The sequence below is a fragment of the Natranaerofaba carboxydovora genome (genome assembly GCF_022539405.1).
Taxonomy (GTDB): Bacteria; Bacillota; Natranaerobiia; order Natranaerobiales; family Natranaerofabaceae; genus Natranaerofaba; species Natranaerofaba carboxydovora.
Genome location: NZ_CP054394.1, coordinates 1,131,858 through 1,157,928, shown reverse-complemented (window position 1 = coordinate 1,157,928; position 26,071 = coordinate 1,131,858). Strand labels below are relative to the sequence as shown.

Below are 26,071 nucleotides of genomic sequence, written 5' to 3'. Positions count from 1 at the left end.
CTTCATTACCTTTTTAAATAATAATAGAAGGATTACAGTTGCTATTAATTACTTGTCAAAGAAGTCATTAAGAATGTTAAGCTTTTTGTACTCTTCTACTAATGAATATAAAAAGACTTTTTCATGTTGAGCTTCATCATTATAACTATCCTTTTTGCCTGGTTTTTCTAATTTATTAGAAAATAAAATTTCTGTTTGATCATAAATATTTAGGTCGAATATTCCATCAAATCCAGGCAAATATATAACCACATCAACTTCAAACTGGCAAAATCTTCTATCTGTATGAGGATTAAAAGCAGGATTGGTCAAATTACTACTTCCGATAATAGCGGCTATAGGTTCATCATTTTCAAACTTCATAGCAACTTTAGCATGCCATTTACTCATATCAAAGCTATTATCAATTTCTTCATTAAAATTTATTATTTTAACATCTAAACCTTTGTTTTCTAACCTCTCATTTATTTTATTCCTAACTTTTTCTAATGCACAATTCCAACACTTATTTCCAGTCATCTTGTTGTTATCTCCGTTACATTCTTCATCGTTAGTAGTATGTTTATTATGCTCGAAGTTTCCAGCTATAACGTAAACTTTTTTTAAATTTTCGTTTTCTTCAATGTGACTACATATTGGGTTAATAATACTGTATTTGTCATTCCTATCATCAATATATCCATAACCTAATAGAAGCTTGTCCCCTCTTGAGTCTTTAATTAAATTAAGCAACTCATTTCTAAAAGGGGAATACTCTTTCTTTCTACGAAAAAGTAAAGCAATTGGCATCTTTCAACCCTCCTGGATTGTTATATTTAATACTCATGAACTTTATAATATTCTTATGTTGTTTCTATTAACGTTATGAAAAATGCTAATTCTATATATAATCGCAAACGTGTGCGATTATGTTTTTTGGCATCTGAATATTAGTCATAAAAACTGCATGAAATAACCCCGATTAAATAACTAAGTTGCAAATTCTTATTTAACCGTTACAGCTAGAAAAACAGGCGCCGGTCAGCTTTATAATAGTTCTTGAAGTGTTAGTGTCCTGATTTTTCTTTTGTCTTTCACTCCATAAAAGCAAGCTATTTTATAAAAGATGGATCGAAACAGGAGAAAGACTTAATAGAAGTTCTTAGAAAAGAACACCCAATATAATGACAGACCTAAGAAAAAGACAATGCGATTACAATAATAATCAAGTTGCTGGAAGTTACTAGGAAGTGGAATAATTTTGTAGAATATATTTAAATAACTCAAGAGCTTTCAGTAAAAAATCCGTGATTTAAACCTGGTACTCAACATGGATTTTGAAGGGTAATCTATTTTGCTTATTGGAGATACTGTGCAAAGCTTTTTCAATTAGTACTATTTGTGAAGCTCATAAAAACACTTTTATTGGAAGTACTATGGTTCCATTGAAGGTGTGTTTCAGAAATTCTCGCCAGAAGAGGTATGCTATGAAAAAAATAGCATTAATCATGGTTATAAGGGCTTACATTTCCTTGCAGTTTTCCTTATTCTTCCGAAGGTCCTATACTCTTGACTTAATTCTTGACACTACAAATATATCTACTAGACAAATTTTATAATAATTTACAAAGCCCTGTAATATATTTAAATAAATATTTATTAAAGAGGTGATAGCACTATGGGGTCAATGTCATTGACAAAAAGGGCAAGTTTAATTATTAAGCACTTTGAGAAATTGGGAATTTATTTAAATGAAGAGGAAGAAAAAAAATTAAAAGATACTTGTTTAGTTAATGTGGGAGAATACACTTGTTGGGTTGTAAATTTTTTTAATAATAATCCAAAGTTCTGTGTAAATAAAAATTGGTTTCAAGCTGATAGCCGTCAAAAACCATCTATAAACCCTCGTGCATTAGATGGTCCTTCTAATTTTGAAATATATTTGATTCCCTTTGAAGAAAAGTTATATTTTCTTCATTATATAGAGTTAAGAGAATATGCGTTTAAACTAGAAAAAAATAGAGATGATTGGTTTAATGAAACTTGGTGGACGGCTGAAATTAATTCCGAAACAGATGAATTTAAGTGGTTTGGAAACGAAAAATATTTCCCACTTAAACTGTTTTCTCTTGAAAATTTAAGAAAATTGCCAGATGTTGATGATAAAGAATTAACAGAGGATAAAAAGTATTCTTCCAGTACGGTAGTAAGAAGAATTAGAGATACTAAAGTAAGTAAAGAAATTAAAGTTATGTATAATTATACATGTCAAATTTGTCAAGAATCACTTAAGCTTGATGATGTAAACTACTATGCAGAAGCCCACCATTTAAAACCCTTAGGTGGTGAGCATGAGGGACCTGATGTAAAGGAAAATATAATTTGCGTTTGCCCTAATCATCATGTTTTATTAGATAATTTTGCACTCCCTTTAGACTTAGAAAAGATGGATGTACATCCAGATCATAACTTATCATTAGAATTTATTAATTATAATAATAAAAAAGTTCAAGAAACAAAGAGGGTAAAATCTGATAGATGAACTAAAGGCTTACCCTAATACAACACAGGTTGTGGGGTAGAGTTTATATTTTTATCAGCTGTCACTTTCCTACTCCTGGGATGGAGATTTATCGGTTCATGTTGCTGTAACATTTTGTATAGCCAGAAGAGCCCTTGGAATAAAAGAAAGCTTGCCGTTATCTACAAGACCGAGTGGATGTTATGGGTAGGGTGTAGGGCGAATTAGACAAAAGATCCTACTTTATATAACCTCTATTCGGGCGATTGCTCAAGCGAGTTTATGACCTTAGAGGATTAGACCAAAAGCTTGGATATGTTATTTGACAAGTTGTGCTTGACGCAACTTGGGGTTTGTCGCAAGCTTTTTGAATTCTTGCCCCTTGTGGTTGAGGAGGATCAAGTACCGTAAGGCAGCTTTCTTGCAATGTCTTTTAAACGCTGATTTAAATTTATGATTACAGGTTTAATGAAAACAAAAATTTTTAACTGCAAATAACGTCAAATGAACATTACAAAGCTAAAAAATTTAAACGAACAAACTTTGATAACAATAAGAGCCTTAATATTCAAACCATCTCCCAAATAGTTATTAATAGGAGGTGGTTTTTTGAGAGGAAAGACTCATATGATTTTTGGAGCAGCTTCTTACTGGATTATAATAGCTAAAATATATCCTACTCCGTCGTCACCAATACAGTTGTCAATACTAACAGGAATGTTTCTTTCTATGATTACTTCTGTTATACCTGATTTTGACTTGGATTTTGGAATTAAACATCGAGGGCCAACACATAGTCTTTTAGCTATTCTAATACTAGCTCTTCCTCTATTAATTCTTTCTTATCTAAGCTATTGGATTATCCCTATAACTTTGTCTATTTTTATAGGATATACGTCACATCTTTTAGCGGACTTTCTGACAGATAGGGGTGTATGTTTTTTGTGGCCAAGTGAAAAAAGATATGGTATTTGCCTTTGGACATATAATACAGCGTGGCCCTGGGAAGGAATTTTTATACTTATCTGTAACATTATAGTTATTTATAAGTTCATCTTATTTGTTTCTATTTCTTTATAAATCAAATTTAACTCGTACTAGGCAAAAAAGAACTATTAGTTTTGGGGAATTGTAATTTTACTAACAGCATTTAGATTGATGGTTGGAAGCTCTTACATTAAACTTAGTGATGCTATTAATAGGCGGTTATTTCAATAGGTACTTCAACAGATATTTTGCTTTTTTCTATTTCTTTCACACGTTCTATCATGTCTTCATTTTAAAATCGTCCATAATGTTTGCCTTTAAAGAACTTTTCTTCAACAGCAATCTCATTTTTTAGTAATGTTGAACCAATTGTTATCATCTCAAATCCATATATGCCTAGTAACTTTTAAACAACTCTTGAATTTTTCATAATATGCAGTATTATGCGCTTTCCCGGGAAATCAAACCTTTTTACAAGGTTTTTTTATTTCTTTTGTAAACACCCTTTATAAGTACAAGTGGTGGTCCAATAAAAATTATGGCGCTCAAAACAATATTGATGAAGTCGCCACCTCGTAATTATAATGAATAAGTATCCAACATAAGCAAGATAAATATAAAGAAATTGAAGCAAGAATTTAGCAATCAGTTGATTATCACTCCTAAATAAAATAAAAAGACTAGATTATTGAACCTTTCGTTACTTTACTAATTATACCATTAATTTTAAATCTAGATTTTAATATCCAAGTAAAACAACCATTACAATGTTTTTTAATTTTATAAATAAAAATATCATTCCATTTTCGACACATTGTGACAGAAATTATGAGGTTTTTTAGATACGATAAGGGTAAAAGCTTTTTAATCTTAATCTAAGAGGGTAAGTAAAATTAAGAAAAAAATAAAACTTTAAGTAGTAAAGGGAAAGAAATTATATATAAAAAATAAGAAAATAACTTTGAAAATTCCTGGGATAAGCAAAAACAAACATTTCCAGTTATAAAAGAAGAAGTCAAAATTTTAAAACCAAATATAATAATCTTTTTTACAGGACCAAATTACGATAAATATCTACGTATGGAATTTAAAGATTTAAATAAAACGCAAATTAATAATTGGGACATTAAAAAACTTACTAAAGTTCGCTCTAAATTTTTGCCTGAAAGTTCATTTAGAACTTACCATCCTCATTACTTAAACTGGAAAGGAAAACAATATTATAAAAATATAAAAGATATAATATGCCAAAACATCTGATACAAAGCTACTATTAAATAATATTGAACCTCTATGCGAGAGTCATGTATTAGTTGTTGGGAGCCAAAACAAACAAAGAAAAACCGTAGGGATAAACTATATATTCGAGATCTATAAATAAGTAATTGAAAAATTAGTAGCAAGTCATCCGGCGGCCTTTCAATTAATATCTTAGATTAGTCTGTAAGTAAGATAAAAAAGTAATTATTAACAGGCTTTTTAAACGAACAGCTAGTTTTTAGAAAGGGGAAGCAGTCATGTATAAAATAAATAGCAAAAAGGCAGAAAAAATTGAACCAGTAACTTTTAGTAAATTAGGAGTAGATGAAAGACAGATTGAAGAATTATTAAGGTGCAATATAGATATGCTCTGTGATGAAGAGGAGTCAATGCTTATTGTTGGGAGTCAAGTTAAAAATGAAAAGCGAGGAAGAAGTGATCTTACTGCTGTTGATCAAGATGGTAGTTTAGTTTTAATTGAAATAAAACGAGACATAAAAGATATCGAAAATCGTACAGAAGCTTTTGAATTCCAAGCTATCCGCTATGCGGCAAGTTATGCTACTATCGAAGATACTGATGATCTAGTAAAAAAGGTTTTTGTACCCTATATAGAAAAGTATCGCAATGAATTTCCCCTTGGAGAGCTAACTTCATACGAACTTGCTTCTAGAAAATTAACCGAGTTCTTAAGAGTTAATGATGCAGAAAATAACTTTAATAAAAAACAAAAAATAATCTTAGTTGCTTCAGATTATGACGAACAAACTCTATCAGCGGTAGCATGGTTAAATAATAATGGCGTTGACATAAATTGTTTTAAGCTTGTACCTTATCTTATTAACGAAGAGGTTTACTTACACGCAGAAAAAGTATTACCACTAACAGACTATGATGATTATTACATTAATTTATTAGATAAGACTACCTCTACAGTAAAACAAAATAAATCTATAACACGCCGGTCACTACCTAAAATAGATACGATGTTGAAATGGGGCGTTGTAAAAGCTGGAGATATAATTGTGGCAAAAAATCATCCTGATGAAGCTATACTTTTAGAGAATGGAAATGTTGATGTCAATGGTAAGGAATTATCACTACAAAAATGGTTAAAACAAGTTTTTGGATGGTCAAGTGTGCAAACTTACATGCTCTCTGTACATAAAGAAAGTGGTAAGACACTTAGTCAAATTAGAAGGGAATATATGGATAAACAGTCAGAAAAGGTAGACTAGTATTTTCAGGGGTACCGGTACATTATCTATTTTTGTGGGGTTTACTGGAGGGGTTTTATGGGTGCAAAACAAACAATGGAAATCATATTTAAAATTTTAGAAAAATTAGAAGAAGCCATGGACAAAGATCACTTTGATTGGAAAAATGAAATAAGCCATGAAGCAATCGGAATTACTAAAAACAGATGGATTTTAATAATTGACATGATGAACAATAATGGTTTGATTGAAGGTTTAAGTATTAATAGGGGAGCTCAAGGTGATATAACAATAGTTACAGCTCAACCTAGAATAACATTAAAAGGTATTAACTTTTTAATTGAAAACTCCCAAACAGCTAAAGTTATAGAAGCTGCAAAGTTAATCAAAGATTTTATTCCTGGATATTAAAATAAAAATATCAAAGAGGTAAAGATAATATAGCCTAAACCAATTATTTAGCAAGGGAAGAAAATATTCTTCATACAAACTACCTGTTTAATATATCTTTCTACACAACTGGAGGCAATATATAGTTAAAAATAATGTTTTTAGCTTAACTCATCAAGTACTATCTAAAGAATGGCATCCAACCCTTAATAACTGAGAATGTAAAGGTTTACTAAAAAAAGTCTGGTGGAAGTGAAAAAGGGCATGGATGGCAAACTTGAATTAGTAGTAGAACACGACAGAGGATTGGTGACCCCAACGCTAAGTTAGAAAGGGGGACTTCTGTTGGAAAACTGGTCAGTAATAAACCAGAAAATTTCGGAGTGTCAGCAATTAAGCGATACTCAGGAAACTATTGACTGTCTATTTGTTCTTTACAATCAGACAAATGATGGCTGGGTTGCGTACAATCTTGCCAGGGAATGCGAAAAAGCTGCTTATGAATATTTTCGAAAGGCTGAAGAGCTACTGCCCTTAGAAAAATACAAGAAAAAAGCCAGAGAAGCAATCAAGAAATACGAAGAAATAGAGTAGTAAGTAGTATAAAACAAGGACTACTAATAAGTGCCCCACCACCAATTAAAACTTGCATTCCTTCTGCCATATTCAATCCACCATAAGCAATAGCTCCACCTCAAAAATAACCAATACCACAATTATATCACCAGCTTTTATGACTCCCCATTAAATATATTAAATCTAAGTTAGTTTGTTATATTTATCCTTAGAAATAAAAGGAATAACTATTTTTTTGTAGAATTTTACCAATGAATAATTTCTTTACAAGAAAGAAGGTGTGTTAATGAGAATAGCAGCTGACTTTGAAGTAAAAAGCATACCAATTACATATAGAATGATAACCTTATCGGTAATTAAAGAATGTTTAAAACAGTCTGATGAGCATTATTTCAAAGGATTATATGAAGATAAAAAGAAACAAATCAAGCCTTTTTCTCATAGTGTCTACTTAAATAACTTTGAAATAAAAAATGATACTATTTTCTTAGATTCCTTTACTCTAATTATCAGTTCTCCTTGTCATGAGTTCATGTTTCATCTCTATAATGGCCTGGTAAAGAAACGAACTTTTAATTATCAAGACTTGCAGCTAAAGCGAAAAAGTATTCGAATGCTAAATGAAAAAGACATAGATTCTACTCAGGCAATATTTAAAACATTATCACCTTTATTAATCGAAGATAAAAGCGGAAACCCTGTTTCTCCAGATGAACCAAAAAAATATGAAGAAGAGTTTAATTATTATGCTAATTTAACTTTAAAAAGTTACAGGGGAGAGGGATTGAAAACAGCTTTAAAAGTCGTGCCGATTTTTATGGACAAGCAAGTTGTTAAAGAACGCATCAAAAATAATAACCTATTTTTTACAACATATAAAGGCAATCTAGCATTAAAAGGAGATATAGAAGATTTGCAGCTAATATATCAATTAGGAGTTTCAAGACGTAGTAACTTAGGTTTTGGTTTATTAGAGCTAGAAAGTGTGGTGGTATAGTTTGAAGATAAAGCTACCAATAACGTATGATTGGCCCTATCTAATGGGTATTACTGGATTAATAAGATTACTAGAAGAAAGTGTTGAATTTGTAAATCAGTTTGAAGTTGAAATAGATATAAATGAACTAGAAACACTTGCTGATAAGTATTTTGACTTTGTATATAACCAATGTGATTTTCTTAATCCCTTTAGAGAAATTTTAAAAAAATATCAAATAGAACCAAAAGACTTTGAAGCTATTAATAATTTAAAAAGTAGAATAAAAGATGCAAAAAAATTTACTAATCCAAAAGATAATGCTCTTAAAGAATTAAACGAAATAACTAGCATGAAGAAAGACATCTATGATAACTCAGGTCAACTTATAGTTAACGAAGAAAAGCTAGATGAATTTACAACAATTTTCAAAGAAAGATTAAACAACTTATTTGATCACATAGCAGAAAAAGAATTATTAAAAGACGAAGTCTCGATTGTTGAGCAATTAATTTTGACAAACATTAGAGGGAAATATTTAAAACCCATTATGGCTCAAAGTGGAATATTAAACCCCGCTGTTGGTGCTACTTCTCAAAATACTAAGAGTCACAAAGATTGGCTGCATAAAAACCTGGTACAAAAAGCCATTGATGAAATAGTTGACCCACCTAATAGTCTTAACAAATGTTTTTTCATTCCTTCGCTTCCTGGTACTAATAAGTTTATAAACAATACTTTTTTTCAATTAGGCATCTCTGAAAAAGAAGCAAAAAACTACCAATGGAACTATCAATCTGATAGCCTACCAAGAGTTTCGACCATGGCTCTATTAATAATGCTTTTAATACCTGTGGGCGTAGCTCACTATAATAAAGAATATAACTATACTGAACTAGAGAAACAAAGACAAGATATACGTCCTACCTGGAGCTTTATAATAACTGACGAACCATTTGAAGAAATGTATAAAACCAACATGAAATATATCAAAGAAAAAGAGCTTAATAATCAGCTAAGCAACCACGTTTTAAAAGAAACTATATTAGACGTTTCCAGGCGAGGTCTAAAAAATAATATTAGAACAAGGGCAAAAAAAGAAAAGAATTTTAGTAATCAAATAACTATAGTAGAAGTATGGGCAAATCCAGATAACCAAAGAAAAGAAAGTGATATTGAAACTTTAACTTTACCTGATTACGTAGTAGATTTTTTCGGGAACGTAGATAATGTATCAAAGATTGAAAAGATACCTTTTAAATACACTGACCGAATTACCTCAAAGATCATGAAGGGAATTGATTTCCAACCAATTATATACGAATTATTAAATGCAAAAGTAAAAGGAGAGTTTTATGGTAGTACTAAAAATGTCTGCATTGCAAGGCTTATATTCAGACAACTAAAAAAGGGGGAAAAACAATTGGATAAAAAAACAAAAGGAAATTTCGATCATATTTACATAGAAGCCCAAAAGCTAAGAACAAAGTTGTCCAATATATGGGATGAACGTAAACTAAATGGAATAGTATATAGACTTTTAAATACAGCAAAAACCAAAAACAGAAGAGCTTTTATGGATATTGTTTTCAGACTACATATAGCTGCTGAAATGCAGATTTCAAAATCCATAGCCAATGCTTCTATTGCAGATGATGATAGTGATATCTCTTTCGATGATATAGCAAATGCATTTATCAGTGGTTTGTTAAGTAAAGAAAATATAGAAACGGCAAGAACTAAATAAAGAGGAGGATAACAATCTATGAAAAATAAAAGAGCTTTAATTTTAGGTGTTATATTTGAAAGTACTTCTTTGAATTATGGAGAGGGGATAGGGAATGTTAGCGAGTTAAAAAAAGTAATAAGAGGCAATGGAGAAACTTATTCTTATGCATCTCGCCAATCAATACTATACAGTATACGTGAAATGTTAGCAGAAGAGTTTGATTGGAATTTAGATACTGTTGTGCCTACTGGTTCAGGAGAAAACAAAGTCGTTCAGTTTAAAAGAGACGTTTCGATAAAAGAATCTGAAGAAATGGACTTATTCGGTTATATGAAAACTGTTAAAAAAGAAGAAGGAAATACTTTAAAACGCCCAGGTGTTGTAAGGATAAATCATGCATACGCCATGGAACCATACAGAGGCGATATGGATTATCTAACTAACATGGGTATGGCTTCTAGGTGTGATGCCTCAAATAATATAGCTAATATTGAAAATCAACATAGCTTATATTCATATACTATTTCTGCTGATTTAAGTAGAATAGGAGTTACCAGAGAAGATGAAGATATTGAAGGTGAGATAGAAATAGAAAATGAAGAAAAAGCAAAAAGAATAAATGAATTTTTAGAAGTAGTAAAACTTTTAAAACGAGAAATCCGAGGCCGAACAGAAAACATGTCTCCTGCTTTTGTAATTGGTGGTTTGTATCCTGTTGCAAATCCTTATTTTGACGGTAGGCTAAAGCTTATACCTGGAACTAAAAAACTTGATCTAAGACCTATCAACGATGCATTGTCTCTTAAAGCCAAAGGAGAATCTATAAAAGATTTAACTAGTGCTGGAATTGTCTCTGGTGTACTTGACAATGAAGAAGATATTACTAAAGAACTTTCAACAGTCACAGTAGAAGAATTCTTTGAAAATTTAAAGAAAGAAGTGTCTAAGTATTATGGTGTCTAGTAAGAAAGCATTAAGAATAAAACTATTTCAAGAAACAGCCTGCTATAAAAAACCGCTGGCATTTAAGGCTGGAGAGACCTATCCTTTACCGCCATTTAGTACAATAAAAGGTATGCTGCATCATGTTATGGATGCCAATGAATTTATACCTATGAATATTTCAGTACAAGGAGATTATGAGTGCAGCTTCAAGGAATATCAAACTCATTACTTTTATAGGCAAAAAGCAATAAACAAAGGATTAGGACAAGCTCCTATAACAATTAAAACTCAAGTTGAAAATGACTTAACTAGAGATAATAATATGATATCTACTAGTCCTATTACAAAATATGTTTTAAAAGATGTAACATTAATTATCCATGTAATTGCTGAAGAAGAGGTTTTACAAAAATTACAGACTGCACTTAATGAGTGTTCGTTTATATCTTTAGGTGCTGCTGAATACCTTGTTAGAATTGATGAAGTAGCAATAACTGAATTAAGACCTATAAAAGAAGATATAGAAATGCAATTTAACTGTTACATTAGGCGAGAGCAAATTATGGAATTAGACTTAAACTGTGTACCGTTCTCACTATGTTGGAAATATGAAATCGTAAACGGAACTAGAGAGTGGGAAAAAATAGAAGCTGGCTATGTAAAAAAAGGTCAGTTGTTATTTGATACAGACGATATTTTAGTTGATGATGAAAATAACCCAGCTTTTTTATGTCTACCTGTCAATGACTAGTAAACACAAAATGCAGTAAATCCAGATTATTCCTTAATTCCAACGAGACTAGATATAACAATATTTAAAAGGCTTTTGTTAAAGATGTTAGAAATACTACTGATGGTTTACAGCAATTACTATAAAAGGCCATTAATAAAAATTCAATAATGGTCGGGGGTTGAATCGTTTTTAATTAAGGGGTTTTATCTGAACTTAGTGGGATATAAAAGAGGCTATGAAGGCGTAAAAACATGGCGAGGTACAGGGTTTTATCTGAACTTAGTGGGATATAAAATAGTAGTAAATGAATTTATTTCCTATTCTTCTTCTGGTTTTATCTGAACTTAGTGGGATATAAAAAATTTAGGATTAGACTACTTTGGAGTCATATTCAAGTTTTATCTGAACTTAGTGGGATATAAAACCACTCTTTTGATGGCAAGGCCCACTTCTCTTTGTCGTTTTATCTGAACTTAGTGGGATATAAAAGTATTCAATGTCCTTATGCTTAATTCTTATTTGCGGTTTTATCTGAACTTAGTGGGATATAAAAATAGAATTTGATGGGTTTTTTAGGGCCAGACGAGCTGGTTTTATCTGAACTTAGTGGGATATAAAATTGATTGTTTTTGTCATTTGCCCTGGGGTTGTGTTGTTTTATCTGAACTTAGTGGGATATAAAAAAAGGAGGGATTGCATGAATTACACAAAAGGGCCGGTTTTATCTGAATGTTTGTGGCAAAATAGAAATGGAGAAAATGGCAAGATAAAAATCCCGTAAAAATTGGAAAAAAAGTCATTGCCAGCATCCCAAAAATATCATACCCTTCTAATTGTAATCTACCAAAAAACAGTTAGAAGGAGGAAAAGAAAGGATGCTGACAATGACTCAACAGTATAATATCAAATACTTATCATTTCATAAAGGAAAAAAGTACAGCGAAATTAGCAGGGAAACAGGCCATGATTTCAAAACTGTGAAAAAATACGCCGAGAAGGAAGATTTTAATGATAGTCCTCCCCGGAGAAAGAAAAAAAGTTCAAAACTTGATCCTTTTAAACCAACTATTGATCAGTGGTTAAATGAAGATACAAAAGCTCCAGTAAAACAGCGGCATACAGCTAAAAGAATATACGATAGATTAAAAGAGGAATTTAAGGAAAAATTTAATGTTTCTGAAAGAGTCGTTAGATATTACGTATCAGCTAAAAAGAGAGAAATATTTGGTGATAGTGAAGCTTATCTTCCCCTTGAACATCCTTCTGGGGAAGCTCAAGTGGACTTTGGCGAGTCACTAATTTATGAAAACGGCAAAGAAATCAAAGGGCATTCTCTAGTCTTATCGTTTCCCCATAGCAATGTAGCTTACGAGCAAGTTTTCAGGGGCCAAAACCAGGAATGTTTGTTGGAAGGGCTGCAGAGGATATTCAAATATATAAACGGTGTTCCCACAAAGGTTTGGTTTGATAATCTATCTGCTGCAGTGAAAGAAATTAAGAAAAAAGGTGAAAGAGAGTTAATCGAACAATTTGAAAAATTTGCCCTTCATTACGGGTTTCTCCACAACTTTTGTAATGCCGGCAAATCAAATGAAAAAGGTCATGTGGAAAACAAAGTAGGCTTCACCAGGCGAAATCATTTTGTCCCCGTTCCTTCCGTATCTGACATAGAAGATTTGAATGAAGAACTTTTTCAAAAAGCAGAAAACGACGCCCAAAAACTGCACTACAAAAAACAAAAGAAAGAAGCAGAGCTATTTGAAGAGGATAAAAATTGCTTACTTAAATTACCGGACAAGCCTTTTGATATTGGCCGATTGGTAAAAGTAAAAACAAATAAATATGGAAAAGTTGAATTAGATAAAAAGATCTATTCCACATCTCCCCGGCTAGTGGGAAAACAGGTCTGGCTTTATTTAACCCATGATAGGGTGGATGTGTTAGATGAAGATTATAATCAAGTGGTTTCACACCCTAGGCTCTATCAAGAAACTGAGTCAATGAAATGGTATCCCTATTTAGAGCTGATAGCAAAACGGCCTAACGCTTTAAAATACACTGGTTTTTACAAAGAATTGCCCGATCCCTGGCAGGATTATCTTGAGTATCTTGATTACCCGAAAAAGAAAAAAGCACTTCATTTATTAAAGGATATAATTGAGCACAATGACATGGATACTGCAGCCGATGTACTTTCACAAACCCTCAAAGATGGAGTAGATGATGTGGAAAGTATCAGGCTTACTTGGACTAGAAAAACTAGCAACATAACTCTACCATCCGAACTGGTTTCAAACAATAATATACCTTCAATGACAGGATATACTCCAAATTTCGCAGTTTACGATGAGCTATTAAACAAGGCAGGTGATAGGAAATGAAAGAAACTATTGAGAGCTACTGCAAAAAGCTTAAGTTAGGTACTACTATACCAGAGAATTACCCTCAAATAGAAGCAGATACCCATGAAGAGTTTTTAGAGAAACTTTTAAGACTGGAGGTGGAACAAAGGGAGATAAATCGTAAAAACCGCCTTTTAAAACAGGCTAATTTTCCTACCTTCAAAACATTTAAGGACTACAATTTTGATAACGTAGCTTTGCCGGAAAGCATTGACGTGGAAACACTTAAGACTGCCGGTTTTGTTGAACAAAAGGAAAATCTTATTCTTTACGGGCCTGTAGGCACTGGGAAAACTTTTATGAGTATTGCTGTGGGAATTGAAGCTTGTAACCGTGGGAAAAAGGTTATGTTTTACACTACAGCAGCTTTGGTCAATCAGCTTTTAGAAGCTCAAGCTGACGGGGAAATAAATAAATTAATGAAAAAGATTGAAAAAGCAGATGTGTTAATTTGCGATGAATGGGGGTACATCCCCCTCAACACAGAAGGAGCACAACTTCTTTTTCAAGTAATTTCAAACTGTTACGAAAAGCGTAGTGTAATCATCACTACCAATTTAGAATTTAGCAAGTGGAACACTATATTTTATGATGAAAAGCTTACTAGTGCAATTATCGACAGGTTAGTTCACTACAGCCATTTGATCACATTTACAGGGCCTAGCTACAGGCTGCAGAACTCTTACATTAATTGCTAAATCTGGAATTGGGGTGCTGGATAAATTTTTTGCCGTTTTCGGGAATTTTATCTTGCCAAACACATCTGAACTTAGTGGGATATAAAAGAGTTTCAGAAAATGATGATGGAAGCAGAATACGATTGTTTTATCTGAACTTAGTGGGATATAAAAGTGGTGCATCTTGGTATGATAGCAAAGTCGAACTGATGGTTTTATCTGAACTTAGTGGGATATAAAATGAGAGATGTACAATTTGAGGAAACTTGGGAATCAGGTTTTATCTGAACTTAGTGGGATATAAAAATAGGTCAAGTGTTTATTTTGCAGGAGTAAATAATGGTTTTATCTGAACTTAGTGGGATATAAAAAGATAGGTTGAATCAGTTGGTGGAAGAGATGTTATTTGTTTTATCTGAACTTAGTGGGATATAAAATATGTGCATTAGGTTCAGATGTTCAACCTGCCTTTGTTTTATCTGAACTTAGTGGGATATAAAAAAATATAAAAAAATGATAACTCATGATATTATATCTGTTTTATCTGAACTTAGTGGGATATAAAAAAACTAGGAAGAATTAAGCTCAAAGACTTAAAACCGTTTTATCTGAACTTAGTGGGATATAAAAACTTATTTAGATCCTGAAGATGGACAAGTAAAAGGTTTTATCTGAACTTAGTGGGATATAAAAATAGACTTCCTGTACAAAACAAAGCGAAATCCTGTGGTTTTATCTGAACTTAGTGGGATATAAAACTTGAAGCAATCGCAGACAGGGTAGCTGACTATTGGGGTTTTATCTGAACTTAGTGGGATATAAATTATACTAACAGGGGGAGCAGAAAATACAACTAAAAGGTTTTATCTGAACTTAGTGGGATATTAATATCGATACTACAAACGTTTATAGACTTAAACTTCTTATTTTATCTGAACTTAGTGGGATATAAATCATAATGTGCAGGGGTCATGTAGGACCAAGTGTGTTTTATTTGAACGTAGCGAGGCAACTTTAACACCTTGAGTATCATCTGGTAATTAAAGCAAAAAATTAATTTTCAAAGGAGTTAGAAGACATTTGCTAGCAAAGAAAAATCCGACTAAAAGCATATTAGAACACTCAGAAGAAGCAAAAGAAAAAGCAAAAGAATTAAAAGAAATACTAATCAATTTCTCTATTTTTAATAACAGATTATTCGAACTACTTGAAATTGCTGCTTTTTATCATGATATAGGTAAAGCCAATCAAAAATTTCAAGAACGCATCACTAAAAATATAAAGAGAATGTTTGAAGATGAGGTACCACACAATCTTTTGTCAGCTTGCATGTTAAAAAGTGATTTAGGACTTAATAAAGATGAAGAAAAATCTGTGGTGCTAGCTATCGCTTTTCACCATAATGTTTCAACAGATAAAGCTAATAATGCAAAATTAAAAGATAACCTAAAAGAGTTAGAAAATAATAAAGAATATTTAGTAAAAAAAATGGGAATTGACTTTGATATAAGAAAAGAAAATATAAGAAAGTTAAGTTCAAAAGCAAAACATATAAATTCATTAAAGAGTTTACAGCAATTTATATTATTAAAAGGTTTTTTACATAGGGTCGATTATGCAGCATCTTCAGGTTTAGAAATTGAAAGTGGGTGGGAAGAGTCAATTTATGATGCTGTTAATGAATATATGGAATGCCATGATTTCAAAAAGAACAAACTGCAAGAATTCGCAGAAAATAATTGCGATAATAATATAATCTCCATTGCTCAAACAGGCATGGGGAAAACTGAATCTGCTTTATTATGGGCTGGAAATTACAAGTTGTTCTTTACATTACCTATACGAGTTAGTTCTAATGCGATATTTCATAGAGCTAAAGAAATGGGTATAAAGTCAGCAGGATTAATACATTCAACTAGCCTGGACTTTTTAGAATACTATGGAGATGATTTTACTAAAGTTTATGATGAGTCAAGATTGTTAGCTAAAAAACTAACAGTTTCAACTATTGATCAAATAATGAAGTTTCCTATGCTTTATCCTGGTTTTGAAAGAGATTTAACAACACTAGCTTATTCTAAAGTTGTAATCGATGAAATTCAAGCCTATGATCCTGATGTAGCAGCCCTTTTAATTAAAGGACTTGAACTTATCAATAAAATGGGAGGTAATTTTTATGTAATGACAGCAACTTTACCTGCTATATATAAAGAAGAGCTAGAAAAGAGAATCCCAAATATGAAAATTGACAAATTTGTTGATGAACCTCCAATGCTAAGACACCGTGTTCAAATCGAAAATGATTCAATTTTAAATGCTGATGAAGAAATTAGAAAAGCCTCAATAGATAAAAAGATATTAGTAATTGTTAATACAGTCGATACAGCTATAAAATTATACAATAAATTAAAGGAAGAAGGAGCCAATTTATTACATTCACGCTTTACCATGGAACATAGAAGTGAACTTGAAAGTAAAATCATAAAATTCTCAGGTCAAAATCAAAATGGAATATGGATCACAACTCAAATTGTAGAAGCTAGCTTGGACATAGATTTTGATTTTCTATTTACCGAAGCTTCACCTTTAGATAGTTTGTTTCAACGATTAGGTCGTTGCTATAGGCGTCGACCAATTGAAGATGATAAAATTAATGTCAAAGTTTTTACGAATCATATCTCTGGCTATGGAACTGTATATGACAAATTTTTAATAAATAAAAGTATTGAATTATTAGACGGCATGTCTGATTTAGAAGAAACTATTAAAATAGACTTAGTTGATAAACTCTACTCTGTAGAAACCCTAAAACAACAAGAAAAAACAAAATTTCTAACCCAATTTAATGAAACACTTAGATGGTTGGATGATTTATATGAAAATATTTATAAAGAAGAAATGTCAAAAAGAGAGGCCCAAACGAGACTCCGTAAACTTAAAACTATAAATATTATCCCAGAATACCTTACTAAAGAAGTACAATCATTAATAAAAGATTTAAAGACAACTTCAGATGAAAACAACAAACGAGATTTAAAAAGAACTATAAACATGAAAACTGTTAGCATCCAAGATTTTAGTACAGATTACAAACAAGATAAGAGGCTTATCAATAAAGAACTTATTGACGAAGATCTAAACCTTTTTAGACTTCCAAGTTCTAAATATTACTATTACGAGCAAGACAAAAGTGGTTTGATTTTATAGTATTAAAATTTGTGTCTAATAACACTTTTATATTATAAATCAAAAAAATATGGCTTTCACATTTGGACAAGAAGGCCGATTAGTTTTCTTAAGAGGGGTATAGTATAGGCAAATTTTTAGTAAAAATTCCAATAAGCTTAAAAAATTAAATTCAGCAAATAAAAATATAAGAGTATTATAAAAATACAGTCATAAATAAATCTATCTAAAATAAATCTTTTAAATAAATCGTTTATCGGTAATTATCAAAAAAATAAATTTAGATATTTAAATCTTGTTTAAATAATAAAATTATAACCAGAAATCAAAAAATCAAAGCGATATTATAATATTTAGGCTTAACAAACCTACCTCCCTCATAATTTTTTATTCCCTAGTTTACATAAGATATATTATCGGACGTTGCTTATAATAAAAAAAGAGGTTTAAATAACCCCTTCACCCTTTCTTTCAATAATTAAACGAAGATCTCTTTTAAATTTAATAGTACTTATTATTTTGGAATTTTTAATTCTTTACCTGGATATAACATTGCGTCATCTAAGTTATTTAACTCTCTTATTTTGTAAACAAACTTTCTTAAGTCCGTATCATTCTCATTATATTCTTTAGCAATATTCCATAATGTATCGCCGTCCTGAACTATTGTAGTTTCATTAGCTTCTGACTCGTCTGGCTCTAAATCAAATCCTGCTGATTTATCTGTTGAAGCAACTTCTTTTATTTCCTCGTTTTGATCTTCTTTTTCAAAAAAAGCTAATGCAATACCTGTACTATGTTTTGCTGCTAAAACTGTTAGTGATATAACAGTTAGTATTACAAATATTCCTAATAACTTATTTACTTTATTCTTATTAACTTTTATCTTCTTTCCAACTTTATTATTTTTCCTTTTCAGAACTCTTTTACCCTTTACTCCCTTACTTAAATTAAGCTTATCCATGTTATTACACCACCATATTAATTTTATAAATTGTGTTCTCTAACTTTAAAACTTGGCTTTTAGTCAAACTTTTGTTTGGTTTCTAATTAAATTTTATCAAACTATTGTTCGTCGGTCAAGTGTTTTTAAAACATTTGTTTGATTTAGCTTGTCTTATATGCTATAATTATGATATCAAAATGGAAAAAATTAATTATATATCAAAAATTAATTTAAAATTTTGGGTGGTGATTATTATGTTGACTGAAAGACAGAAAGAAATAATTAAGTTCATTGAGGATAAAATTAACGAAGTTGGCTACCCCCCATCAGTTAGGGAAATTTGCAAAGGAGTAGGATTGAGCTCAACTTCAACAGTTCATTCACATCTTACAAAACTAGAAAAACTTGGTTATATTAGGAGAGATCCCACAAAACCTCGTGCCATGGAAGTAATTGGATCTAGAAAGAAAAAATCTAGTGTATTGGAAGATTCAAATGACAAACCTACTAACACTTACACTGGAGATAACTCTCCTATACCTAAAAATTATCAAAGTGTTCCCTTGGTTGGCCAAGTAACAGCAGGAATGCCTATACTAGCTGAAGAGAACATCCAGGACTACTACCCCCTACCCTTTGACTTTTTGGCAAGTGGGGAGGAAGGTTTTATGTTAAAAGTCCGGGGAGACAGCATGATTGATGCGGGTATATATGATGGAGACTTAGTTGTTGTAAAAAAGCAAGAAAGCGCAAATAATGGAGAAGTTGTCGTAGCGTTACTTGAAGATGAGGCTACAGTAAAACGTTTTTACAAAGAAAACAGCACTATACGTTTAGAACCTGAAAACCCCTCCCATTCGCCTATTTACTCAAAAGATGTAAAGGTTTTAGGTAAGGTTGTAGGGCTATATAGAAAATTTTAATTAGAAACTTTAAAACACCCCTTTGGTTTTAGATATTTAAACCTTTTGGGGTGTTTTTGCTTATAAAAGTTTGCTTTGCCCTGTCCGGATTATTATAAACTTTCCAATATCTATTGTTAAATAACCTTTAATAAGCCAATTATTTTACATACTCTGCACCAAGCAAACTTCCAAGTATACTATGAGATAAAGTAAGTCCTCCTTGAAAAAATGCTATATACGGCGGTATAACCGGAGCATCAGCACTTAATTCTAAAGAACCACCTTGAATAAAAGTTCCTGCCGCCATTATAACTTCTGAGTCATAGCCAGGCATTTTTTCGGGTACCGGTGTCACACTAGAATCAACAGCTCCGGCTCTTTGAACCCCTTCTACAAATCCAATTAATTTTTCTTTATCATAAAATTTGATGGCCTGGATTATATCCCCTCTTTTTTCATCTATACCAGGAAGTACCTCATATCCAAGTCTACTATAAAGTTTAGCATTAAATACTGCCCCTTTAAGTGCTTCACCAACAAACTTTGGTGCTAGATATAACCCTTGTATTACATCTTTATTTGTATTTAGGGTAGCTCCCATTCCCTTGCCAAGCCCCGGCGCAGTCAATTCTTCTGAAACTCTATTAACCAAATGTTCTCTACCTGCAACATAACCACCCGTCGGGGCAAGGCCACCTCCTGGGTTCTTGATCAAAGATCCAGCTATCAAATCCGCACCTAAAGATCCCGGTTCTATGTCTTCAACAAATTCACCATAACAGTTATCTACAAAAATAATTGAATATGGAGAATAAGTCCTGACAGTATCAATTATTTCCTTCATATCTTTTTTAACAAGAGTTTTTCTCCAGCTATATCCTTTTGACTTTTGAATAAATACTACTTTTGGTTTCAAAGTCGTAAGTTCTTCTTTTAGTAAATCTAGATTAATTTCGTTATCTAGAGAATCTGCACAGAAGTTATTATCACCAGGATTATTTGACTCTGAAAAAACAGATATCTCCCTATAGTTTAATCTTCTACTAGTATTTCTATAATTTGATCCTTCGTCGTTGTCATTTGTTTTATTTAAACCCAAAACTTTACTGAGTGTTTCGTAAGGTCTACCAGTAATTGAAAGCAAAATTTCCTTATCATTATCGACATCATCACCATCTAAAAGAGCAAACAAACAATCTGAAATAGCGTGGGTTCCTGATACCCAGTATACACTTACTAGAGCATCCTCAGTACCCATCAATTCCGCCATTACATTGTTTAGCAGCTCACGCCCCATATCACCGTAGCCATACCCAGTAGTTCCATAGAAGTGCTGCTCAGATAAGTTATTATTTTGAAATGAAGCCAAAGCTCTAAGTTGGTTACTTACAATTGTTTTATCTATAGAAGTAAACTTGTCCGAAAGAGAATCATAAACCTCCTGTCCTAGCTTAGCGAGATCTTCATTGATATTCCAAAGTTTTTGATAAGTATTAAAATCCATATTGATCACTCCAATTATTTTTGATTAAAAACCAGATCATCTTTTGTTATATATAATAGGTCCTGCCTGGTAATTTCAGGCTTATTCATAAGCCTTAGAGCTTGACGCCTTATAGATGCTTCCACCATGTTTCTAACGAGCCTGGCATTAGAGAAGTTTATCTTTCCTCTAAGGCTCCTATCAGACAAAATCCTATTAAGTGTCTCTTCAGTTTTATTATCAAGTATATACTGTCTAGATTCAAACATGCTTTTTGCAATCTGAAACAGCTCTTCTCCAGTATAGTCCGGGAATTCAATTTTTATTGGAAATCTGCCATCTAGCCCCGGATTAGACTGCAAAAAAAACTCCATTTCATCTCTATAGCCTGCAAGAACCACCACTAACTCATCTTTATGATCTTCCATAGCTTTAACAAGGGTATCAATAGCCTCTCTACCAAAGTCCCTTTCACCACCGCGGGCAAGAGAATAAGCTTCATCCACAAATAAAATCCCGCCAAGAGCTTGATTTATTTGCTCTTTTGTTTTTTGGGCTGTATGACCAATATATTCTCCCACCAGGTCTGCCCTTTCGACCTCAAGCAAGTGCCCTTTTGGGAGATAGGATAGTTTAGAAAATATCCTACCAAGTATACGGGCTACAGAAGTTTTACCCGTACCAGGATTACCTTTTTATACACAGGTTAAAAATTTAATATAATGCTATCTGTTTAATTAGATGTTTTAGAATACATCCAAACAACCTTTTAGCCGTTCTAGTTCCTTCGGGTTAAAAGAATCGTCCAAACTTTTCTTAACTTCCTCAAAGTCTTCAAAAGGCTTCTTAACAAATAAGTTAGAGGCTCTTTTTTTGCCAATTCCGGGGAGTGCCCTAAGCTCTTCAAGGCTAGCTTCATTAATATTAAAAGGGTATTTTAATCCTGTAATAGATCTATAACCATGTTCTATAATCTTAACTTCAATGAATCTTCCTACTTCATGTACACCTGGCACACCAATCAAAATAGGATAAGTCCCAAGTTGGCGCCCAAATGATATGTTTCCTTCCACATTTTCTATAAGAACATTTTTCATAATAATGCCCGTGGGAAAAACTCTTTCTAACATCGGCTTGTTTATTTCTTTATTAATTTTTTCTTTGTATTTGTTAAATTTGTACTCATTCACCTTATTTTTTTCAAATCCAGGGACAGGTATCACCTGTCTAATATTAATTCTTCTAAGTAAATACCCCTCATCAAGGAGCTCTTTTAAAAAGTTAAAATTTAACTCATAAGTTTCTTCATCTTCGTTATTTAAACCATGCAAAAAATTAAGTCCAGGTAGAAGTTTAGGGATACCATCTTCTCTAAACCCACCTAATTCATTCATTATTTTAATGGCCTTTTTTGTTTTCTCTGGAGAAGTTCCTACATTGTTTGCCTTTAACACCTTTGGATCAGCCGATTCTAGCCCAAATGCAGCAGTATCACCGGGTGTATTATAATCTGTTATTATTTTAATTATTTCCTCTGATTTTGAAGGGAAATCAGCAATAGTTGCCGGGTTTACATTATCCATGTGAAGCACTGATATATTTGGTGCTTTTTTGTTAATGTCAGAATATAGTTTATGTATTATCTGAGGCTTTGGCGTAAGTATACCATTTTCATAATCAGCTCCATACATGAATAAATCTGTTTGAGCACCTATGCGAAAATATTTATTTCCTTCACTGTATAAAGCTTCTACTTCTTTGGCTATTTCATCATACGGCCTGGTGTACAAAACTTTCTTTAGATATTCACTACAAAATTTACAGCTCTTAGGTCTTATACATCCTCTATAAGTTTCTATCTCACATACAATAGCCGGGTAATTTGGGTGTTTTCTTGTTATCTTAGAACCAAGTTTTGCCCAGTAGTTTATCTTTTCATTTTCTGCTTTTTGTCCTGACAAATACTCATAAATCCCCAAAGCTCCTGTTTCATCCAAAAATCCACTAACCTCAATATTAGCAAAGGCCGATGTGTCCTTAATGGTTAATAAAACAGGACCACCTAATAATGTTTTCGTATCCTTAAATATCTGCTTGGAAATATTATTTACCTCTTTAAGAGAAATAGGTTTTCCGCCCATGTATTTGCCAGGTACAGTAGTACCAGCAATAATTATAACAAAATCAGCACTTTTAAACTTATCAATATACTCTTTCATATTTTCCCTTACTACATCTATCAAGTAATAATCTATTTTTTCTTCTTTTATACCCAAATCAAGTAAAGCCCCGTAAGTATATCTTATGTACGGTGATATATAAGGTGGTACCCCTAAGCATGACGGCTCGTCTACATAACCGTCTATAAGTACAATTTTTTTGTCCAAATTTCATATCCCCCATTTAACTAAGTACTATTAAAATTGATTCAACTAGAAAAAGTCATATGAGTTTAATTATCAAGATTATCTTCTTTTAATTTTTCTATTTCATTATCAATTGTTTCATTTATTATTTTATTTATACTTTCAGTTATTTTATAACGCCTTTCTTTAGAAATCAAATTTAGAGACTTCCAAGCTCCACTTATCTCATCATATATATATACTTTATCAAGCATCAAAACACCTCGCAAACACTAACCCCATAACTAAACAATATAAAACTAACCTGATAATTCATATGAAATTTTAAATACACCTTCTTATATCAATATTATTTATTTTACACAATTATTTATATTACAAATATATGGGTGGTAATATTAATATAAATCCAGGTAGCTAAAATTATTTTCAGTTGTAATCATATTTCAAAATTATAACCGATAAAATTTTATCGAAAAGCATTTTTGCCTCTTTATTAAGCTACTCTAAGGAGGAAAGTCTTATAGATAAAATTAGTAACAGCAGGATAAATGCAATTTATGCAAGGGTTTCAACCCGGGAGCAGGCTAGGGAAGGTTATTCTATAGAACATCAGATAAGTAAGCTTAAGGCATATTTTGAGCTAAATGGCTGGAACAATACAGAAGTCTTTGCAGATGAGGGTTTTTCAGCTAAAGATCTAGATAGGCCAAAGCTAAAAGAACTTATTAACTTAATTAAAGAAAACAAAATTGAACGTGTTGGCACCTTGGCAGTGGATAGAATGTCAAGAAATATGATAGATATGTTAAATTTCATTGAAATGTGTGAAGAACACGACACAACTTTTGTTTGCCCTACTATTAATTTTGACACTTCTACTCCGGTAGGTAGGATGGTCCTTCATATTTTATCTGCTTTTGCAGAGTTTCAAAGGAGAATGATAGCTGACAGTGTTAAGTCCAATATGGACAATATAGTTGAAAACAAAGGGCTTTATCTGACAGTACCACCTTTTGGCTACAGCATAGATAAGAGTACAGGGAGATTAGAGATAGTTGAAGAAGAAGCTTACTGGATCAAAAAAATGGCCGAAAAATTTGTTGCAGGGGAAGGTTACAGGGATATCGCTAGATGGTTAAATGAAAACAATGTCAAAACCAAACGGAGCAATAACTGGAGTCCAGCCTCAGTTAAAAACATCCTTACAAACGAAATATATACCGGAGTTACATTATGGAACAGAAGATATTACGATAAAAAAGGAAAGCTTAGATACAGAGAAAAAAGTAAATGGATAGTACATGAAGACACTCACGAGGAGATCTTTACCCCTAAAATGTGGGAAGAAATAAATAAAAGAGTAAAAGAAATAAATTCAATGACCAGTAATAATAGAACAATCAAAGAAAAAGCTCAAAGCAAAAATCGACCTAAATATAATTTGTCAGGTATGTTATACTGCGGATACTGCAATTCCAAAATGACCACAAGAAAATACAGCTCCAAAGGCCCAAACAAAGATAAAAGGATATTTGTTTGCTCTAACTACCAAAAAAACGGCAGATGTAAGTTCAATTATATTTTTTTAGAAAAAGCAGATAAGGATAGTACCACATTAATAAACTATCTAAAAAAAATTAACCAGCACCCAAACAAAAACCTTAATTATAATACCAAAAACCACAAAAAAATACAAAGGCTAAAAAAATTACAAAGCCAAGCACTTGAGCATAATATGAAACTTATAAATGAAAAGTTCACTAGACAGTTAAAAGCATATGAAAATGGCATCATCAATCTTGAGGAACTCAATCAAGCAAAAAATCGCCTCAAAAAAGAGCAGAATGTTATAGAGAATAGATACAAGTTTAGTATTAATAACTCCCATAAAATACTTAGCACTATATTTTATGAAATTAAGGTTATGGAAAATCAAATAACCAGCTACAAGCTTAATCCAAACTATTTTACTATTTCTAAGTAATTAATTATTTTTTAACTTTACTGTAAAAAAAGGATTACCTTTAAATATCATATGAAGAGATTGAGGTTCACTTACAAGTCCTTTTTCCTGGCGTTTGTACTGAATTTCAATCAAAGCACAAATCTCTTTTATTTTGTTTTTAACCTGGTCCAAACCTACAAGCTCATCTAATTCAGTTAATACTTTCTTGTATCTTTGATTAACTCCATCATAATATACGGGGCGTCCAGGATTTTCTCTAGTCTTTTTGCCATTAATTTGAACCTTAACCTCTGTCATCCAAAATCCACCTTATTGTTAATTTTAGTAAGCTTAAGAAGGGTAGTTCAGTTTTAACTGCTACCCTTCAGGTTTATTCATCAGAAAAAATATCTACGTTTTTAGCAGGCTTTATGGTAGAAATAGCATGCTTGTAAATCATTTGCTGCTTACCTTCTGACTCAATCATAACAGTAAAGTTGTCAAAACTTTTTACGGTGCCACGTAATTGAAAACCATTTACAAGGTAAATAGTAACATTGAGTTTATCTTTTCTTACTATGTTTAAAAAATTATCCTGGAGATTAATGGTGTTGTTTTTACCCTTTGTCAAAATTATCGCCTCCGTTAAAATAATAATAAGCCCCTCTATACCCTAAGGGGTTCGATTTTGAAGTTGAAATTCGAAAATCACAGGCGAAATCACAAAAAATTCACATGGTAAATCACAAATTTTTCACACTAAAAAAAATGGCAGTTCTCTCATTTTGATAAATGAGAACTGCCATTTTTATTTAAGACACATAAATCAGACAATCTTCCCCGCA

General features: G+C 31.9%; 21 protein-coding genes, 1 pseudogene and 2 CRISPR repeat arrays. Of the genes and pseudogenes, 14 read left to right on the top strand and 8 right to left on the bottom strand.

Annotation, left to right across the window (positions count from 1 at the left end; genetic code table 11):
• Positions 1–48 precede the first annotated feature (48 nt).
• A complete protein-coding gene (locus ACONDI_RS05560; RefSeq protein WP_241080483.1) occupies positions 49–789 on the bottom strand; it encodes a phospholipase D-like domain-containing protein in 741 nt (246 codons plus the stop codon).
• Between the two features lie 883 nt (positions 790–1,672).
• On the opposite strand from ACONDI_RS05560, the gene ACONDI_RS05555 reads away from it, so the two are divergent.
• From ACONDI_RS05555 to cas3, 12 genes are all read left to right on the top strand, one after another.
• The gene (locus ACONDI_RS05555) at positions 1,673–2,521 is read left to right on the top strand and encodes an HNH endonuclease (protein ID WP_241080482.1); all 849 of its coding nucleotides are present in this window, start codon (positions 1,673–1,675) and stop codon (positions 2,519–2,521) included.
• A 588-nt stretch (positions 2,522–3,109) separates the two neighbouring features.
• The gene (locus ACONDI_RS05550; protein WP_241080481.1) at positions 3,110–3,580 is read left to right on the top strand and encodes a metal-dependent hydrolase; all 471 of its coding nucleotides are present in this window, start codon (positions 3,110–3,112) and stop codon (positions 3,578–3,580) included.
• A gap of 1,424 nt (positions 3,581–5,004) precedes the next feature.
• Positions 5,005–5,985, top strand: coding sequence for a hypothetical protein (locus ACONDI_RS05545; protein ID WP_241080480.1), 981 nt, complete (start codon positions 5,005–5,007; stop codon positions 5,983–5,985).
• Between the two features lie 57 nt (positions 5,986–6,042).
• A complete protein-coding gene (locus ACONDI_RS05540) occupies positions 6,043–6,375 on the top strand; it encodes a YjcQ family protein (RefSeq protein WP_241080479.1) in 333 nt (110 codons plus the stop codon).
• 324 nt (positions 6,376–6,699) lie between these two features.
• Complete coding sequence (locus tag ACONDI_RS05535; protein WP_241080478.1) at positions 6,700–6,948, top strand: hypothetical protein; 249 nt, start codon at positions 6,700–6,702, stop codon at positions 6,946–6,948.
• 268 nt (positions 6,949–7,216) lie between these two features.
• Positions 7,217–7,927, top strand: a complete 711-nt coding sequence (cas6, locus tag ACONDI_RS05530) for a CRISPR-associated endoribonuclease Cas6 (RefSeq protein WP_241080477.1) — start codon at positions 7,217–7,219, stop codon at positions 7,925–7,927.
• A gap of 1 nt (position 7,928) precedes the next feature.
• Positions 7,929–9,653 carry a hypothetical protein gene (locus ACONDI_RS05525; RefSeq protein ID WP_241080476.1) on the top strand — a complete coding sequence of 575 codons (1,725 nt, stop codon included), beginning with the start codon at positions 7,929–7,931 and terminating at the stop codon, positions 9,651–9,653.
• A gap of 18 nt (positions 9,654–9,671) precedes the next feature.
• Positions 9,672–10,598 (top strand): type I-B CRISPR-associated protein Cas7/Cst2/DevR, encoded by a 927-nt coding sequence (cas7i, locus tag ACONDI_RS05520; protein ID WP_241080475.1) that lies wholly within the window; start codon positions 9,672–9,674, stop codon positions 10,596–10,598.
• Positions 10,588–11,331: a type I-B CRISPR-associated protein Cas5b gene (gene cas5b, locus ACONDI_RS05515; RefSeq protein ID WP_241080474.1), complete on the top strand. Its 744-nt coding sequence runs from the start codon at positions 10,588–10,590 to the stop codon at positions 11,329–11,331. Before cas7i ends, cas5b begins: the two co-directional genes overlap by 11 nt.
• A gap of 182 nt (positions 11,332–11,513) precedes the next feature.
• A CRISPR array of direct repeats spans positions 11,514–11,996; the repeat unit is 29 nt; unit sequence GTTTTATCTGAACTTAGTGGGATATAAAA.
• A 201-nt stretch (positions 11,997–12,197) separates the two neighbouring features.
• On the top strand, positions 12,198–13,694 hold the full coding sequence (gene istA, locus ACONDI_RS05510) for an IS21 family transposase (protein WP_241080933.1): 1,497 nt from the start codon (positions 12,198–12,200) through the stop codon (positions 13,692–13,694).
• Complete coding sequence (gene istB / locus ACONDI_RS05505) at positions 13,691–14,413, top strand: IS21-like element helper ATPase IstB (protein ID WP_241079666.1); 723 nt, start codon at positions 13,691–13,693, stop codon at positions 14,411–14,413. Before istA ends, istB begins: the two co-directional genes overlap by 4 nt.
• A 58-nt stretch (positions 14,414–14,471) precedes the next feature.
• A CRISPR array of direct repeats spans positions 14,472–15,346; the repeat unit is 29 nt; unit sequence GTTTTATCTGAACTTAGTGGGATATAAAA.
• 126 nt (positions 15,347–15,472) lie between these two features.
• Positions 15,473–17,599 carry a CRISPR-associated helicase Cas3' gene (gene cas3 / locus ACONDI_RS05500; RefSeq protein ID WP_241080473.1) on the top strand — a complete coding sequence of 709 codons (2,127 nt, stop codon included), beginning with the start codon at positions 15,473–15,475 and terminating at the stop codon, positions 17,597–17,599.
• 493 nt (positions 17,600–18,092) lie between these two features.
• Here the strand turns inward: cas3 and ACONDI_RS05495 are convergent, their stop codons facing one another.
• Positions 18,093–18,542: a LysM peptidoglycan-binding domain-containing protein gene (locus ACONDI_RS05495; protein ID WP_241080472.1), complete on the bottom strand. Its 450-nt coding sequence runs from the start codon at positions 18,540–18,542 to the stop codon at positions 18,093–18,095.
• A gap of 230 nt (positions 18,543–18,772) precedes the next feature.
• Here ACONDI_RS05495 and lexA point away from each other — a divergent pair, with 230 nt between their 5' ends.
• Positions 18,773–19,447 carry a transcriptional repressor LexA gene (gene lexA / locus ACONDI_RS05490; protein WP_241080932.1) on the top strand — a complete coding sequence of 225 codons (675 nt, stop codon included), beginning with the start codon at positions 18,773–18,775 and terminating at the stop codon, positions 19,445–19,447.
• Positions 19,448–19,586: 139 nt separating this feature from the next.
• Here lexA and ACONDI_RS05485 read toward each other — a convergent pair whose 3' ends face one another.
• The 4 genes and pseudogenes from ACONDI_RS05485 to ACONDI_RS05470 all read right to left on the bottom strand — a co-directional run bounded on the left by ACONDI_RS05485 (position 19,587) and on the right by ACONDI_RS05470 (position 23,532).
• Positions 19,587–20,933, bottom strand: a complete 1,347-nt coding sequence (locus tag ACONDI_RS05485; protein WP_241080471.1) for a methionine gamma-lyase family protein — start codon at positions 20,931–20,933, stop codon at positions 19,587–19,589.
• 14 nt (positions 20,934–20,947) lie between these two features.
• A pseudogene (locus tag ACONDI_RS15810) lies at positions 20,948–21,607 on the bottom strand (AAA family ATPase); the annotation flags it as partial.
• 51 nt (positions 21,608–21,658) lie between these two features.
• Positions 21,659–23,299 (bottom strand): radical SAM protein, encoded by a 1,641-nt coding sequence (locus ACONDI_RS05475; protein ID WP_241080470.1) that lies wholly within the window; start codon positions 23,297–23,299, stop codon positions 21,659–21,661.
• Between the two features lie 65 nt (positions 23,300–23,364).
• Positions 23,365–23,532, bottom strand: a complete 168-nt coding sequence (locus tag ACONDI_RS05470) for a hypothetical protein (RefSeq protein WP_241080469.1) — start codon at positions 23,530–23,532, stop codon at positions 23,365–23,367.
• Between the two features lie 197 nt (positions 23,533–23,729).
• Here ACONDI_RS05470 and ACONDI_RS05465 point away from each other — a divergent pair, with 197 nt between their 5' ends.
• Positions 23,730–25,265 (top strand): recombinase family protein, encoded by a 1,536-nt coding sequence (locus ACONDI_RS05465; protein WP_338086484.1) that lies wholly within the window; start codon positions 23,730–23,732, stop codon positions 25,263–25,265.
• On the opposite strand, the gene ACONDI_RS05460 is transcribed toward ACONDI_RS05465, so the two are convergent.
• Both ACONDI_RS05460 and hfq read right to left on the bottom strand, forming a co-directional pair.
• Positions 25,266–25,544, bottom strand: a complete 279-nt coding sequence (locus ACONDI_RS05460) for a hypothetical protein (RefSeq protein ID WP_241080468.1) — start codon at positions 25,542–25,544, stop codon at positions 25,266–25,268.
• Positions 25,545–25,617: 73 nt separating this feature from the next.
• Positions 25,618–25,857 carry an RNA chaperone Hfq gene (gene hfq / locus ACONDI_RS05455; RefSeq protein ID WP_241080467.1) on the bottom strand — a complete coding sequence of 80 codons (240 nt, stop codon included), beginning with the start codon at positions 25,855–25,857 and terminating at the stop codon, positions 25,618–25,620.
• Between the last annotated feature and the right edge of the window lie 214 nt (positions 25,858–26,071).

Bases quoted from the DNA above. Each gene is read 5' to 3' on its own strand.
- ACONDI_RS05470 (WP_241080469.1), bottom strand. From the start codon at position 23,532: ATGCTTGATAAAGTATATATATATGATGAGATAAGTGGAGCTTGGAAG.
- ACONDI_RS05495 (WP_241080472.1), bottom strand. From the start codon at position 18,542: ATGGATAAGCTTAATTTAAGTAAGGGAGTAAAGGGTAAAAGAGTTCTG.
- ACONDI_RS05540 (WP_241080479.1), top strand. From the start codon at position 6,043: ATGGGTGCAAAACAAACAATGGAAATCATATTTAAAATTTTAGAAAAA.
- istB (WP_241079666.1), top strand. From the start codon at position 13,691: ATGAAAGAAACTATTGAGAGCTACTGCAAAAAGCTTAAGTTAGGTACT.
- ACONDI_RS05485 (WP_241080471.1), bottom strand. From the start codon at position 20,933: ATGGATTTTAATACTTATCAAAAACTTTGGAATATCAATGAAGATCTC.
- ACONDI_RS05560 (WP_241080483.1), bottom strand. From the start codon at position 789: ATGCCAATTGCTTTACTTTTTCGTAGAAAGAAAGAGTATTCCCCTTTT.
- cas7i (WP_241080475.1), top strand. From the start codon at position 9,672: ATGAAAAATAAAAGAGCTTTAATTTTAGGTGTTATATTTGAAAGTACT.
- istA (WP_241080933.1), top strand. From the start codon at position 12,198: ATGACTCAACAGTATAATATCAAATACTTATCATTTCATAAAGGAAAA.
- cas5b (WP_241080474.1), top strand. From the start codon at position 10,588: ATGGTGTCTAGTAAGAAAGCATTAAGAATAAAACTATTTCAAGAAACA.
- ACONDI_RS05545 (WP_241080480.1), top strand. From the start codon at position 5,005: ATGTATAAAATAAATAGCAAAAAGGCAGAAAAAATTGAACCAGTAACT.
- ACONDI_RS05460 (WP_241080468.1), bottom strand. From the start codon at position 25,544: ATGACAGAGGTTAAGGTTCAAATTAATGGCAAAAAGACTAGAGAAAAT.
- cas6 (WP_241080477.1), top strand. From the start codon at position 7,217: ATGAGAATAGCAGCTGACTTTGAAGTAAAAAGCATACCAATTACATAT.